Origin of the sequence: Verrucosispora sp. FIM060022 (assembly GCF_003977705.1) — a bacterium.
Classification (GTDB): domain Bacteria; phylum Actinomycetota; class Actinomycetes; order Mycobacteriales; family Micromonosporaceae; genus Micromonospora; species Micromonospora gifhornensis.
In genome coordinates, this window is the sequence record NZ_RQIV01000002.1 from 461,001 (window position 1) to 475,635 (window position 14,635).

Annotated in this window: 11 protein-coding genes; 4 read left to right on the forward strand and 7 right to left on the reverse strand. The window is 70.7% G+C overall.

The window, feature by feature from the left end; translation table 11 throughout:
- Positions 1 to 397: 397 nt before the first annotated feature.
- The 3 genes from EG812_RS08680 (at position 398) to EG812_RS08690 (ending at position 2,923) form a co-directional block, all read left to right on the forward strand.
- Positions 398 to 592, forward strand: a complete 195-nt coding sequence (locus EG812_RS08680; RefSeq protein ID WP_126711288.1) for a hypothetical protein — start codon at positions 398 to 400, stop codon at positions 590 to 592.
- A gap of 335 nt (positions 593 to 927) precedes the next feature.
- Positions 928 to 2,262: a TrkH family potassium uptake protein gene (locus EG812_RS08685; protein ID WP_013736023.1), complete on the forward strand. Its 1,335-nt coding sequence runs from the start codon at positions 928 to 930 to the stop codon at positions 2,260 to 2,262.
- Positions 2,252 to 2,923: a potassium channel family protein gene (locus EG812_RS08690; RefSeq protein WP_013736024.1), complete on the forward strand. Its 672-nt coding sequence runs from the start codon at positions 2,252 to 2,254 to the stop codon at positions 2,921 to 2,923. The genes EG812_RS08685 and EG812_RS08690 overlap by 11 nt, the downstream gene beginning before the upstream one ends.
- Positions 2,924 to 2,933: 10 nt before the next feature.
- Here the strand turns inward: EG812_RS08690 and EG812_RS08695 are convergent, their stop codons facing one another.
- From EG812_RS08695 to EG812_RS08725, 7 genes are all read right to left on the reverse strand, one after another.
- Positions 2,934 to 4,646 (reverse strand): serine/threonine-protein kinase, encoded by a 1,713-nt coding sequence (locus tag EG812_RS08695; RefSeq protein ID WP_013736025.1) that lies wholly within the window; start codon positions 4,644 to 4,646, stop codon positions 2,934 to 2,936.
- Positions 4,647 to 4,717: 71 nt separating this feature from the next.
- On the reverse strand, positions 4,718 to 6,271 hold the full coding sequence (locus tag EG812_RS08700) for a fused MFS/spermidine synthase (RefSeq protein WP_126711289.1): 1,554 nt from the start codon (positions 6,269 to 6,271) through the stop codon (positions 4,718 to 4,720).
- A gap of 36 nt (positions 6,272 to 6,307) precedes the next feature.
- Entirely contained in the window at positions 6,308 to 7,312 is a 1,005-nt protein-coding gene (locus EG812_RS08705; protein ID WP_013736027.1) for a coiled-coil domain-containing protein, read from the reverse strand.
- 334 nt (positions 7,313 to 7,646) lie between these two features.
- Positions 7,647 to 8,462 (reverse strand): inositol monophosphatase family protein, encoded by an 816-nt coding sequence (locus EG812_RS08710; protein ID WP_013736028.1) that lies wholly within the window; start codon positions 8,460 to 8,462, stop codon positions 7,647 to 7,649.
- Positions 8,455 to 8,907: a response regulator gene (locus EG812_RS08715; RefSeq protein WP_013736029.1), complete on the reverse strand. Its 453-nt coding sequence runs from the start codon at positions 8,905 to 8,907 to the stop codon at positions 8,455 to 8,457. Before EG812_RS08715 ends, EG812_RS08710 begins: the two co-directional genes overlap by 8 nt.
- On the reverse strand, positions 8,904 to 10,754 hold the full coding sequence (locus tag EG812_RS08720; RefSeq protein WP_126711290.1) for a sensor histidine kinase: 1,851 nt from the start codon (positions 10,752 to 10,754) through the stop codon (positions 8,904 to 8,906). The genes EG812_RS08715 and EG812_RS08720 overlap by 4 nt, the downstream gene beginning before the upstream one ends.
- Complete coding sequence (locus EG812_RS08725; protein ID WP_043725852.1) at positions 10,751 to 11,956, reverse strand: PP2C family protein-serine/threonine phosphatase; 1,206 nt, start codon at positions 11,954 to 11,956, stop codon at positions 10,751 to 10,753. The genes EG812_RS08720 and EG812_RS08725 overlap by 4 nt, the downstream gene beginning before the upstream one ends.
- A 198-nt stretch (positions 11,957 to 12,154) precedes the next feature.
- On the opposite strand from EG812_RS08725, the gene EG812_RS08730 reads away from it, so the two are divergent.
- Positions 12,155 to 14,527, forward strand: coding sequence for a M20/M25/M40 family metallo-hydrolase (locus EG812_RS08730; protein WP_126711291.1), 2,373 nt, complete (start codon positions 12,155 to 12,157; stop codon positions 14,525 to 14,527).
- Positions 14,528 to 14,635: the final 108 nt, after the last annotated feature.

Sequence of the window (14,635 nt, forward strand, 5' to 3'; positions counted from 1 at the left end):
GGTGGGTGGCTTCCGGTTACAGCGATAACGATGAGGTAGTGACCCGTCGGCGAAACCATGGCCCAACCTCCCACGGCCAAGCCCCACCCTGTGTCGCCCTCCCCCACCACCCGGCCCGTCGGGTCATCGTGCATGCAGAGCGCCGGACTCAGGAGCGCTGGCAGGGGTCCGCCGTGTTCGGCGGTGCGCACGCTTCGGCCGCCGCCGTCGAATGGCTGGTCACAGAACACCCACTGACGTACGGCTGGCGCATCCTCTGCGGAGACTGTCGTACCGGCCGTCTTACGTCGCTGAGCATCTCGCGCGACAATCCCAAGGCGACATCCCTCGCCCCTGCGAGCACTGGCCGTCCGACAATGCGGGGACACGACAACTACCCTGTGGAGTGGAGTCGACCTTGGCCGACAACAACCTGGTCAAAGGCGGTGCGTTCCTGGTCGCGGCGTGCGGGCTGGCGCTGGTCGGCCTCGCGCTAACGTTCGGCATCATCACGGCGGCAATGGTCCTGACCGGCATCGGCGTGCTCCTAGGAATCACGTTCATCAACGCCGGCCTCAGATCAGGATCGGACGATCGATCGTCGCCGCGCTGAGGGCCGCGCCACCCGATCGAGTTCGCGCAACGAGCACGAGCCCACTCGAACAGGAACATGATCGCGCTCGATCCGGGATCGAGTGGCATCGCTGCGATGACGAAGCCACTCGTTCCTAGATCGAGCGTGATCAAGGGCTAGTTCAGCGGCGAAACTCAGCGGTGGGGAAAGCCGGCGCGGGCGGCGACTGCGGTGTACGGGTGGTCGGTGAAGACGCCCGGCTCAGCAGAACCGTCCGGTCCGTCGGGTCAGTTGGTCCGCACCTGACCGTCCGGCGAATCCTCGGGATTTCGATTTCCGCAGTTCGGGATCGGTTGAAATCAGAGGATTGTCTGGTGCGCCGGTTCCTTCGTCACCCCGTACGGCTGGTGCCGCTCGCTTTCCTCCTGGCGATCGGAATCGGCACCGGTCTGCTGATGCTGCCGTCGATGACGGTCCGCCACGAGGCAGCGCCGACGCTCACCGCACTGTTCACCGCCACCTCGGCGATCTCGGTCACCGGGCTGGCCGTCGTGGACACACCGGGATTCTGGTCCACCCCCGGCCTGATCGTGATCACGGTGCTCACGCAGATCGGCGGGTTGGGCATCCTCACCGGCGCCGCGTTGGTGATCCTGACGGTGTCCCGGCGGCTCGGTCTGCACAACCGGATGCTGGTGCAGGCAGAAACGCTGGAGTACGGGATCGGCAACCTCCGTCGCCTGCTGCTGCACATCGGGGGGACGGTGCTGGTCTGCGAGACGGTGATGACGGCCATCGTCACCGCGCGGCTCTGGCTGGGCTACGACTACCCGCTGGGGCGTGCCCTGTGGTCGGGCGGCTTCCACGCCATCCAGGCGTTCAACAACTCCGGCTTCTCGCTCTACCCGCACGGCCTGCTGTCCTTCTCCCGCGACCCGTGGGTGAGCCTGCCGTTGGCGCTCGGCAGCATCATCGGCGGCCTCGGATTTCCAGCCCTGTTCGAGGCGGCCCGCGAGTGGCGCCGACCGACCCGGTGGGCGGTCGCCACCAAGTTGACCATCTGGGGCAGCGCCGCTCTGGTCGGCCTCGGTTTCCTGACGTTCCTGCTGATCGAGTGGGGCAACGCCCGGACCATCGGCCAGTACGCCGTCACCGACAAGCTGCTCGCCGCGTTCACCCAGATCGCGCTGTCGCGTACCGGCGGGATCGAGGTGGTGTCCACCACCGGCCTGCGGGAGGAGAGTTATCCGCTGCTGACCGGATTGATGTTCATCGGTGGTGGCAGCGCGAGTACCGCCGGAGGCATCAAGGTCACCACCTTCTTCCTGCTCGCCTTCGTCATCTGGGCGGAGATCCGGGGCGAGCCGGACGTCACGGTCGGGCACCGGCGGGTGGCCACCGCCAGCCAGCGGCAGGCGGTCACGGTCAGCCTGCTCAGCGTCGCGATCGTGGCCGTCGGCACCTCCCTGCTGATCGCCGTGACCAACAAGGTGCCGTTCCACTCGGCGCTGTTCGAGATCACCTCGGCGTTCAGCACCACCGGTCTGTCGGCCGGCGTGACGTCGGCCCTGCCTGACAGCGGCCTTCTCCTGCTGACCGTGCTGATGTACATCGGCCGGGTCGGTCCGCTCACGCTCGGCTCGGCGATCGCCCTGAACACCCGTCACCGGCTCTACCGCTATCCAGAGGAGCAACCCATTGTCGGCTAGCAAACCGGACACGGATGGCATCGCCGTGATCGGCCTCGGCCGGTTCGGCTCCCGGCTGGCCGAATCGCTGAGCGCTCTCGGTCACGAAGTGCTCGCCATCGATCGTGATTCCCGGCGGGTGCAGAAATGGTCGGCCCTGCTCGACCAGGTGGCGCAGGCCGATTCCACCGACGGCCAGGCGTTACGCCAACTCGGGGTGGCCGACCTGAACCGGGTCGTCGTGGCCATCGGCGCTTCCCTGGAGTCCAGCGTGCTCACCGTGCTCGCGCTTGTCGAGTTGGGCGTGCCGCAGATCTGGGCGCGGGCCACCTCGACGCAGCATTCGAAGATCCTGTCAGCGGTCGGCGCGCAACACGTGATCTTTCCCGAGAAGGAGACCGGCGAGCGAATGGCCCATCTGATCGCCAGCCGGATGCTCGACTTCATGGAGTTCGGTGACGCCTTCGCCATCGCGAAGATGCACGTGCCCGCCCCGATGGCTGGGCATCGTGTCAGCGAACAGCAACTGCTCGACCGCTACGGGATACGGATCATCGGGGTCAAGCGGCCAGCCGAGCAGCGCTATCGCTACGTCTCCGACAGCCTGCTGCTCGGCCCCGACGACATCGTCATCGTCGAGGGAACCATCGATCAGGTTCAGGCTTTCGCTTCGCTGACCTGACCCCGATCGCTCAGGCTTTCCTGCCGGGTGGCGTCTTCGGCTTGCCCCGCTTGGCCGCCTTTGTCTTCTCCGGCTTCCCCTTCGCCGGAGTCCCCTTGGCCTGCTGCTCCTTCTTGTCGGGGCCCTTCTTCTTGGCAGGGGTGTCCTTCTTGCCCGGCTCGGCCTTCTTGCCCGGCTTGGCCTTCTCCGGCTTGGTCTTCGCCTTGTCCGAGCCACCGGAACCGGCCTTGCCGCCGGCCGCCTTCACCGGCTTCGGGGTCGGTGCGCTGCCGGCGATGCCGGACACCTGCACCCCGCACTGCTCGTCACCCAGGCGGAACTCCACCGGCAGCGGATTCGTCCCGGTGTACGTCCCGGTCAGGCGCAACTTCTCGGTCGCGCCGGGTTTCAGGGCGGGATGCTCCGGGGCGGCCTGGACCGCGACCGCGTGTCCCTGTTGGCGGGCCGGCACGGGGCTCGCCCCGGTCACCTGCTGCCCACCGGGGAAGGCGAACCGGACCGTCCAGTCCCGCAGTTCGCGGTCGCCGGTGTTGGTCAGGCTCAACTCGGCGGTGAAGTCCTTGCCGGAGTCCTTGCGCAGCGCGTACGACACCTGGCACGGAATCCGGTCCTCGCCGCCCATCCGAGCCTGGGTGGGCTGGTCGATGCCGCCGCTGGCCGGGCTGCGCGAGGTGACTCCCCACACCGCCGCCGTGACGGCCATCAGCGCGACGGCGGCCACCCCCGCCTCGACCCGACGTCGACGGTCCCGCCGCCGAGCGGTGCGCAGACCCGTCAGCGGCAGCGCATCCGTCGCCACCGACCAGGGCAGGATGGTGGTACCGGCGCTGGCCAGCAGCATCGGATCGGTTCGCTGGTCGGCCAGCGACACCGGCACGGCCGGGATCTTGCCGACCGCTTCGGCGAGGGTAAGGGCCAGCTCGGCCGTACCGGGCCGGTCCACCGGGCGCTTGGCCAGGCAGCGGTGCACCAGCTCGGCGACCCCGGCGGGCAACTCCGGCACCGCCGGCATGGGTTCCGGTTCGCGGTACATGTGCGCCCGCAACATCTGGGTGGTCGTTTCGGCCTGCCAGGGCAGCCGGCCGGTCAGCATCCGGTAGAGCAGCAGGCCCACCGCGTACACGTCGGTGGCGGGGCTGACCTGACCGTTGTCGAGGCGTTCCGGGGCGAGGTAGGCGGGCGTGCCGAGCAGTGTGCCGTCCGCGCTCTTCTCGCTCTCCCCCACCAACGCCGAGATGCCGAAGTCGACCACCTTCACGCCGGTCGCGGTGAGCATCACGTTGCCGGGGGTCACGTCGCGGTGCACCACGCCACGGGCGTGCGCAGTGGCCAGCGCGGAGGCGACCTCGGCCGCGATCGTCACCGCCTCCCGCCAGGGCAGGACGCCCACGCCGGAGAGCCGGGCGGTCAGCGGCGCGCCGTCGATCAACTCCATCACCACGTACGGCACGGTCAGGCCGACCTGCTGGGACTCGCCGTAGTCGTACACGTTTGTGATGTTGGGGTGGCAGAGCCGGGCGGCGGCCTGGGCCTCGCTGCGGATCCGATGGCGGAACGCCCGGTCGCTGGCCAGCCGGGACGCCAGGACCTTGACCGCGACCTGCCGGCCCAGCACCTCGTCGTAGCCACGCCAGACGACGGACATGCCGCCCGTGCCCAGTTGCTCGATCAACCGGTACCGCTCACCAAGCAGCTGCGCGCCCCTGCGTACCTCTGCACCCATGGTCGGCCTTGTTGCCCGAAGCGAACCCCGCTACACCTTTCTGAGCGGATTCGGTCACCGATGTCACCCGATCAGGCGGTGGCGAGCAGTTGGTCCACCGGTGCGTAGTCGTCGGTGAGCACCAGCGCGTCACCGACGAAGTCGGTCAGGTCCCCGCCGCTGAGCAGGCTGACCGGCTCGTTGTCGGCGTCCAGTCGGGCGCGGAGCGCGGCCAGCGGCAACGGCGCGTCGGAGGCGACGATGAGGAAGTTCGCGCCCCGCTCGCCGGCCAGCGCCTCCGGCGGGGCGACCAGCGCGACATGCCGGAACTCGGCGGCGACGGTGGCCACCTCGCTGCGGATGAACCGCAGCGGCGGATAGTCGATCACGTTCTGCACGTACACCCCGCCGGGGCGGACGACCCGCCTGATGTCGGCGGCCATCTCCCGGGTGGCCAGGTGCCAGGGCACCACCAGATGCCCGAACGCGTCACCGACCACGAAATCCCGGCTGTCCGTCGCCTGCCGGGCCGTCCACAGCCGGGCGTCGCCCACCATCACCTCGAGATCCGGCCCCTGGCGTACGCCGAGGTGCTGCTCGCCCAAGGCGACCAGCCCGCCGTCGAGCTCGAAGACCAGGTTGTCGGTGCCGGGCCGGGTGGCGGTCAGGTAGCGCGGCACAGTGAACCCGCCCCCGCCCAGGTGCAGTGCGTCGAGCCGCTGCCCCTCGGGGGCCATCACGTCGGCCACCGCCCCGATCCACCGGGTGTACGCGTACTCCAGGTGGGTCGGGTCGGCGAGATCCACGTACGAGTGCTGGGCCGAGTTGAGCAGCAGCGTCCGCCCGCTCTCGCGGCCGGGATCGGTTTCGACCCTTGCGCAGTGGTACGCGGTCTCCACGTCGCACGGGTTCGGCGCGACCATGGTCAGCCCCGCGCCGACCAGGCCGAGCACCGCCAACGCGGCCTTGACCCGGGCCGGGCCGGGCAGCGTCGCCCGGTCCTGGCGGTGCAGGTACACGCCGAGGGCGATGCCGGTGATGCCGAGCGAGGCGGCGAGCCCGAACAGGATGACCGTGCTGGGCAGCGCGGCGACCAGCACGAACCCGGTGACCAGGGTCGCCGTGACCGCACCCAGCGTGCCGATACCGGAGAGCCGACCGACCACCTGGCCGGTGCGGCGCAGGTCGGCGAGTTGCAGCTTGACCACCAGCGGGGTGACCGCGGACAGCAGCATCGCGGGGGCGAACACGGCCACCGCGACCAGCAGCAGGATCGCGCTCGCGGTGTCACCCTTGAGCACCTCGCCCGCATAGCGCACCGCCGGCAGGGTGATCGCGGTGGCGATGCCGGAGAGCACCAGGGCCGGGGCCAGCAGCGTACGCGGATTGCGCTTGTCGGCCAGCCAGCCACCCGCCCAGGCCCCGTACGCGATGGCGGCCAACGCGATGCCGATGACCGAGCTGGTCACCTGCAGCGTCACCCCGACGTACGGCCCGACCAGGCGCAGCGCGGCGGTCTCCAGGACCAGGACGGCACCGCTGGAGTAGAAGACCAGAAACGCGGCGAGCCCGCTGGGCAGCGCCCGTGGGATCGCCGGTTCGGCCGACGCGGTGGGTGCCGCGACGTCAGGTGATGGAGAGTTCATCGTGGCGATGGTACGCAGCCCGTAGACGGCCGCGGGTCAGTACATCGAGAGATGAACATGGTTCGTGTGGTCTGCGGCGGGACTGCCGCTGCCGCCGTACGCTCGCCAGCCGGTGCCCGGATGCCAGATCTGCCGGTACCAGATGACGTACAGCACACCGAGCCGGTCGGCGTTGCGTACGTGCCAGGCGGCCAGGCTGTCCCCGTACGCCTTGTCCCCGCCGGTGGCCGTGCGGTTCTCGAAGCCGTTGGTGGCGGCGGAGAAGTCACAGGCCCGACCCTTGGGATGCTCGCCGGAACCACCGCTGCGGTAGCAGGAGACGTACCGCTTGTATCCGGCGGCCTTGGTCTGCTGAAGCGCGTGCAGGGTGCGTGGCGTGATGCAGCCGGAGGTGGTCGGGTCGTTCACCGAGCAGGACTCGGACGGCCAGGAGCCGTTGGCGTTGCGCGGCGCCGGCTTGGCCGACGTGGCGCTGCCGCCGCTGAAGCCGCCGCTGGTACCCGAGCTGACCGCGGCCAGCGCCGCCTCGGTCTCCTTCTTCTTCTTCGCGATCACGGCGAGCTGCTTGGTCTGCTCCCGCACCTCGGCGTTGATCGCGAGCTTGGCCTGCCGGGCCTGCTCGCGGGCCTCGGTCAGCTCGCGCACCCGACGGCCGTCCCGCTGGGCCATCATGTCGAGGCTGGCGGCCCGCTGCACGAACGCCTCCGGGGTGCCGCTGTCCAGCAGCGCGGCGGCGGCACTGAGCCGACCGATCCGGTACGACTGTGCGGCCACCTCACCGACCATCACGCTCAGCTCGGACAGTCGCCCCTCCAGCTCGGACAGCTCCTTGGCCATCTTCTTCTGACGCTTCTTGGAGCTGTCGAGCTTGCGCTTGGCCTCGATGTGCGCCTTGGCGGTGGCCTCCAAGGTGTCCCGCAGCTTCTTGCTGCCCCCCTCGTTGGGCTCGGCGTACGCCGGGACGGCACCGACGCCGAGCAGCAACGCCACGGCGGCGAGCAGGGTGATCAGCGGCCGATGTAAGCGCCGCCGCACGGGCATGGACCTGCGCACGAAAGCATCCTTTCGTCGTCCGCCGGCCCCCCGGTGAGATCACTGCGCGGCGGCGGCCCCCGCCGGCGCCGATCGGCGGCCTGCTGGCGGTAGACCGCCGGTCAGAATACCGGAACCGCCCTCCCCGACCAGTCCCCCGACCCCCACACCCGTCAATAACCCACCCACCGCAACCCTCACCTAACCCTCCGCCCACCACCCCCGCGCCAACCCGCCGGCCCGACCCGCAGCCCGACCTGCCGCGTGATCAAAAGATTTGGTCGAGCTCCGGGCTGAGGGCGACCAAAACTGGCGGAGGACGCGGGGCGCAGGGTGGGGTGGGTCAGGTGCGAGTGGGCAGGAGGGTGGTTTGGACCTGGTGCCAGATCTTTTCGTTTGTGGCTACCAGCAGGCCTTCGGTGGTGTCGGCGGGGTGGTAGTCCGTGCCGTCGAAGCGGCGGGCCACCCCGCCGGCGGCCCGTACCAGCAGGGTGCCCGGGCCGTGGTCCCAGGGCAGGGTGCGCCAGAAGACCACGAACTGCTGGTCACCGGTGAGCAGGTCGAGGTATTCCCGGCCGGCGCAGTGTTGGCCGGGCAGCAGTTCGCCGACCTGCGCACCGCCCGCCTCGACGGTTCGCCGCGACGAGGGCGGCAGGAACCTGGTCATCGCCGCGCCCCGTAGCTCGCCGATCGGCGGTGCGTCGGTCGGCAGGCGCAGCGGATTCCCGTCGAGGTAGGCGCCGGTCTCCAGCCAGCCCGTCGCCAGGGTGTCCGCCAGCGGATCGAAGATCCAGCCGGCCACCGGCTCACCGGCGGTGAGCAGGGCGATCATCAGGGCGAACGGGCGGCGTCCGGCCGCGAAGTTGGCGGTGCCGTCGATCGGGTCGACCAGCCACACGTCTCCGGCGGAGCGCAGGTGGCGCAGCAGGCTCGGGTCCGCCGCCACGCCCTCCTCGCCCACCACCAGCGAGTTCGGTCGCAGTCGACGCAACCCGGCGGCAATCGCCTCCTCAGCCCGCTGGTCGGCGACCGTGACCAGTTCGCCCGGGGCCTTCTCGGTCACGTCGGCGTCGTCGAGGTGGCGGAACAACGGAAGTACGATCCGGTCGGCGGTCTCCCGCAGCAGTCCGGCGACGTCGTCGAGCAGTGTGTCAGCCACGCGGCGGCAGCTTCACCACGCTGACGAAGAACTCGTCGATCTGCCGGACCACCGAGATGAACCGCTCGAAGTCCACCGGCTTGGTGACGTACGCGTTCGCGTGCAGCTGGTAGCTGCGCAGGATGTCCTCGTCGGCCTGGGAGGTGGTCAGCACCACCACCGGGATCCGGCGGAACTGCTCGTCGTTCTTGATCTCCTCCAGCACCTCCCGGCCGTCCCTGCGCGGCAGGTTCAGGTCGAGCAGGATCAGATCCGGCAGCACTGCGTCGGCGTACTGGCCCTCGCGGCGCAGGTAGGCCAGCGCCTCGGCACCATCGGAGACGACGTTGAGCCGATTACGCAGCTTGTGCTCCTCGAAAGCCTCCCGGGTCATCAGCACGTCACCCGGGTCGTCCTCGACGAGCAGCACCTCGATCGGGCTGTTGCCGTCCGCTGGCGCGGTCATCCCACCGCCTCCTTCATCCCACCTGTGTCACCGCTGCCCGACCGCCCACCCCTACCGGGCGCCTCGCCGGTGGCTGCGTCCGCGCCGCCCTGGCGAGCCACGTCGGCCGGCCGCGCCCCGGCGGTGTCCGCTGCCGCGTCGTCGGCCGATCGGGCAGCCGAAGCCGTGTCGGCGTCCACGCTGACCGTACCGTCACCGCCGGCCTGCTCGCCGACGGCCGGTGCGGCGTCACGGTCGGCCGGGTCCGAATCCGACTCCGCCGCGCCCGTCGGCGGGCCGCTCTGCCGGGCCGCCTCGACGTCGCCCGGCATGGCCGGCAGGGTGAACCGGATGGCCGTGCCCTCGGGTACGTCGGTGTCCACCCAGACCCGACCGCCGTGGTACTCCACGATCTTCTTGACGATGGCCAGCCCGATGCCGGTCCCCGGATAGGCGTCCTTGGCGTGCAGCCGCTGGAAGATCACGAAGATCTTGTCGGCGAACTCCGGCTCGATCCCGATGCCGTTGTCCTGGCAGCTGATCTCCCATTCCTCGCCGACCAGCCGGGCCGAGACATGCACCTTCGGCGGTACGTCGGGGCGGCGGAACTTGACCGAGTTGCTGACCAGGTTGACCAGCAGGTTGGTCAGCAGTGGTTCCTCGCCCCGGATGACCGGCAGGTTGCCCCAGGTCAGCTCGGCGTCGGCGTACTGCCGGGCCGGTTCGGTCTGTGCGGCGACGTCGGCCATCAGGCTGTTCAGGTCGACCTCGGTGAAGCCGGCGGTGAGCCGACCGATCCGGGAGAACGCCAGCAGGTCGTTGATCAGCCGCTGCATCCGCTGGGCGCCGTCCACCGCGAAGGCGATGTACTGGTCGGCCCGCTCGTCGAGGCGGCCCGCGTACCGGCGTTGCAGCAGCTGGCAGAAGCTCGCCACCTTGCGCAGCGGCTCCTGGAGGTCGTGCGAGGCGACGTAGGCGAACTGCTCCAGGTCACGGTTGGATCGGGTCAACTCCTCGGCCTGCTTCTGCAACTGGGCGTTGACCCACTCGATGCGCTCCCGTGCCTCGCGTACCTCGGCGAGGTCGGCCGCGATCCGCTGCCGCATGGCGTCCACGTCCGTGCCGAGGGTCTGGAACTCCGGCGGCCCGGTGCCGACGATCCGGTGCGCGTAGTCACCCGTGACGACCTCTCTGACCTGCCCGGCCAGGCCGGTCAGCGGGCGCAGCACCATCCGATCCAGCGCCAGCAGCAGGGCGATGCCGGCCGTGCCCACCACGAGTGCGGCGACGATGAGCAGGATGACCAGGAGGTTGCCGGTCCGCTCCACGTTGTCGGCGGTGGCCTCCCGAGCGGTGAGGATCTCGTCCTGGAGCGCGGAGACCGCACCACGCACCTCGTCGAACCGCTGTCGCGCCTCGTCGGTCAGCAGCGCCTGGCCGGCTTCGGTGCCCTCGGTCCGAGTCGTCTCGATCACCGGCTGGGCCACGCCGCGCCGCCACTCGTCCGCCTGCTGCTCCACCGCCTCAAGGTCCGCCACGATCGCGGGGTACTTGGCGGACAACTTCCGGATCTCCTGCGCGGTCGCCCGCTCCTGAGCCAGACCCTGCTCGTACGGGGCGAGGTCCTCCGGATCGGCGGTCACCGCATAGCCGCGTACGGCGGTCTCCTGGTCGAGCAGGGCGTTGAGCATCTCCTGGCCCTGCACCCGCAGCGGGCCGACCTCCACCAGCAGCACGTCGGTGTACTCGCGGTTCTTGGTGGCGACGACCGCCTCGGCCACCGCGACGCTGAGCAGCAGTGCGCCGACCACCCCGAGCAACGCCAGCACCCGGCGGCGCAGCGTCCACCAGCTGACGTCGACGCTCATCGGCCACCGCCCCGGGTGACCAGCAGCATCGCCACGTCGTCGGCGAACGGGCCGCCGTTGAGCTGCTCCGCGCGCCCGACCAGCCAGGCCGGCAGCGCGGGCAGCGCGACGTGGCGGCTGTCCGGTTCCTGCAACAGTCGGGTCAGCCCGGGCACGTCAAGGCGCTCGTCGCCCTCGCCCACCCGGCCCTCGATCAGACCATCGGTGTACATCAGCAGTGACCAGTCCTCGGTGTCGAACTCCAGATCGAAGGCGACCGGACGCCGGGGTCGTACGCCGAGCAGCAGTCCGCCCGGCGCGGGCACCGGCGCCACCTTGCCCCCGGCGAGCAGGACCGGCGGAGGGTGGCCGGCCAGCCGTACGGTCCCCCGGTTGGCGTCGAGGTCGAGGCGCACCGTCGCGACCGTGGCAAAGATCTCCTGGAGCCGGCGTTCGCTCATCAGCACCTGCTCCAGCGCGGGCAGCACCTCGTCGTCCGGCACCCCGGCCAGGATCAGCGCCCGCCAGGCCACCCGAAGCTCGACCCCGAGCGCCGCCTCGTCCACCCCGTGTCCGCACACGTCGCCGACGATCAGGTCGACCTGATCGGGACGGGTCTGCACAACGTCGAAGAAATCGCCCCCGATCAGGGCGGCATGCCGACCGGGTCGATAGAAGGTGTGCACGGCGATCTTGTCGGTCGACATCAGTGGCTGGGGCAGCAGGCCTCGCTCCAACCGAGCCGACTCGGCCTGCCGCAGTTCCACCTCGCGCAGCCGGCGGGCATTCTCGTCGGCGCGTTTGCGCTCCACCGCGTAGCGCAGCGCCCGGGTCAGCAGCACCCCGTCGACCTGGCCTTTGACCAGGTAGTCCTGCGCGCCCTCGGCGACCGCGACGATGCCCAGGTGCTCGTCGCTGCGGCCGGTCAGCACGCAGACGGCGGCGCTGCCGGACATCTCCAACACCTGCCGCAGACCGTCCAGCCCCTGCGCATCGGGCAGGCCCAGGTCCAGCAGGACGCAGTCCACCCCCGCCATCCGTCGACGGGCCTCGCTGAGACTTGTGGCGACCAGCAGGTCGATCCCGGAATTCGTCTCGGCCAGCAGCTCGCCGACGAGGAAGGCGTCGCCCTCGTCGTCCTCGACCAGCAGCACCCGCAGCCGTTCCCCGGGCGGCAGGTTCGGATTGCCGCCCAGGCCACCTTGCGGATATGGCCATGACACGACTGAGGGACCGGTCTTGGCGGTCCCTCGGTGCGGCCGGCCCACCGCCGCGACGGGCGGGAGATCGCTGGTGATGTCGGGCTCCTTCCGAGTGCCCTGCTGATCCTGTATTAGACAACGTTCGCACACAACACGACGGAGCGCCCTGGGGCGGCATAGAGGATGATGTGCACCCACCCCACCCCCGAGGAGCCTGTCGTGGGCGCACCCCCCGCCGCCGATCGTGCCCTGTCCCGACCGCGTCACCGCCTGGTCGCCGCGCTCGCCGCCCTGGTCGCCCTCGCCGCCGTCGGCACACTCGCGCTGCTCGCCATTCGTCCCCCGACACCCCGGCCGGCCGACGCACCGCGCGACGAGTTCAGCGCCGATCGGGCGTACGAGCACGTGTCGGTCGTCGCGCGCCAGCGACACCCCGCCGGCAGCGCCGCCAACGACGAGGTCCGGGCCCATCTGGAGGCCCGGCTACGCGCGCTGGGGATGACCCCCGAGGTTCAGGACACCGTCGCCGAAGAGGCCGGTCAGCTCAGCGGGGCCGCGGGTGGCGCCACGCTGGCCCGCGTACGCAACGTGGTGGCCCGGTTGGCCGGCACCGACCCGACCGGCACGGTGTTCCTGGTGGCCCACTACGACGCGGTGCAGACCGGGCCGGGCGGCAACGACAACGCGGCGGGCGTCGCCGCCATCCTGGAGGTGGCCCGGGCGCTGACCAGCGGCCCGCGACCCCGAAACGATCTCGTCTTCGTCTTCACCGACGCCGAGGAGGCCTGCCTGTGCGGAGCGTCGGCGTTCGCCGCCGACCACCCGCTGGCCGCCGGCAAGGGTGTGGTGCTCAATCTGGAGGCCCGCGGCAGCACCGGGCCGGTGATCATGTTCGAGACCTCACCGGAGAACGCCGCGCTTGTCGACGTCTTCGGCCGGGCCGCACCGCATCCCGTCGGCACCTCGTTCGCCGTGGAGGTCTACCGCGCGCTGCCCAACGACACCGACTTCACCGCCTTCCTCGACCATGGATTCGTCGGGCTGAACTCGGCCTACCTCGACGGCGGCGCGATCTACCACACCCCGCTGGACACCCCCGAGTCGATGGACCGGGCCAGCCTCCAGCACCACGGCGCCAACGCGCTCGGCCTGGCCCGCGAATTCGGCCGGATCGACCTGGCCGACCTGGCCGCCGACCACGACGCCACCTACTTCCCGGTGCCCGGTGGCCTGGCCCGCTACCCCGGAACGCTGGTGCTGCCGTTGGCGCTGCTCACGCTCGCCGGGGTGATCGTCCTCGGCTGGTGGGCGCGGCGTCGAGGTCGGGTCACCGGTGGTCGGCTGGCCGCCGGGTTCGGGCTGGCCCTGGTACCGATCGTGGTCGCCCCGTTGGGCGCTCAACTGCTCTGGGCCGCGATCAGCGTCATCCGGCCCGGCAACGCCATGCTGCTCGACCCGTACCGGCCGATCTGGTATCGGCTGGCCGTGCTGGCGCTCGCCGCCGCCGTGCTGTTCGCCTGGTACGCGCTGACCCGCCGTCGGGTCGGTCCCGCCGCGCTGGCCATCGGCGGACTGGGCTGGCTGGCGCTGCTCGGCGTACTGCTCGCGGTGCTGGTGCCCGGTGGGGCGTACCTGGCGACTCTGCCTGCCCTGGCCGGTGTGCTCGCCGGGCTGGTCGCGCTGGCCGCCCGCATCGACGGCCCGGTGCCGGTGATCGCGGTGACCCTGACCGGCGCGGTGGCGGTGGTCATCCTGCTGCCCGTGGTGGTGCTGCTCTTCCCGGCCCTGGGCATGGCGATGGGCGGTGTCGCGGCGTTGTTCGCGGTACTGCTCGGCCTGGCCGCGCTGCCGGTGGTGGACCTGCTGCATCCGGAAGCCGGTGGTCAGCGGGGCATGGACGCGTTGCGGGCCCGCCGCCGCGGTGCGCTGCCCGCCGGTGCCGCCGCACTGACGGCGGCGGTGCTCGCCGGGGTGGGAATCGCCGCCGACCGTTTCGACGCCGCGCATCCCGCACCCACCCACCTGATGTACGCCCTGGACGCCGGCACCGGTCAGGCCCGCTGGCTCAGCCTCGAATCCGACCCACAACCCTGGACCGCGGAGTACGTCGACTCGACGGTCTCCATCGCCGACGACTTTCCCGGCCTCGGTCGCGACGAGTTGCTCGGCGGCCCGGCGCAGGCCGCCGACCTGCCCGCGCCCCGGCTGGAGGTGCTGTCCGACACCGGCACGGCCGGGGAGCGCACCCTGCGGTTGCGGTTCACCCCCCAACGGCAGGTACGCCTGGCCACCCTGCACGTGGACACCTCGACGGCGGTGGTCCGCAGCGCTCAGGTGGCCGGTCGCCCGGTGCCGGTCGAGCAGCGCGAGGGCCGGTGGGGCTTCGGCGTGGTCTTCCACGCCCCACCGACGGAGGGATTCGAGGTCGTCCTGACCGTCGTACCGTCGGCAACGCCTGTCGCGCTGCGAGCGACGGACGTCAGCGACGGCCTCGACGCGCTGCCGGGTTTCCGTCCTCGCCCTACGGGCGTCGGCGTGGTCGGCTCGCACAGCTCCGAGATGCTCGCCGTGGCCCGCACCTATGCCCTGTGACCCACCGCCCGGCGGTCCTGCCCAGAGGTATCCCGCCCTTAGCCGGGTAACATGTGTAGCCGCAGCTTGGAAGATCAAAGATCAAATGGTCTGGAACCGCGACCCGGA

Excerpts from the sequence above, each read along its gene's own strand:
- EG812_RS08695 (WP_013736025.1), bottom strand. The coding sequence starts at position 4,646 with ATGGGTGCAGAGGTACGCAGGGGCGCGCAGCTGCTTGGTGAGCGGTAC.
- EG812_RS08700 (WP_126711289.1), bottom strand. The coding sequence starts at position 6,271 with ATGAACTCTCCATCACCTGACGTCGCGGCACCCACCGCGTCGGCCGAA.
- EG812_RS08705 (WP_013736027.1), bottom strand. The coding sequence starts at position 7,312 with ATGCCCGTGCGGCGGCGCTTACATCGGCCGCTGATCACCCTGCTCGCC.
- EG812_RS08715 (WP_013736029.1), bottom strand. The coding sequence starts at position 8,907 with ATGACCGCGCCAGCGGACGGCAACAGCCCGATCGAGGTGCTGCTCGTC.
- EG812_RS08720 (WP_126711290.1), bottom strand. The coding sequence starts at position 10,754 with ATGAGCGTCGACGTCAGCTGGTGGACGCTGCGCCGCCGGGTGCTGGCG.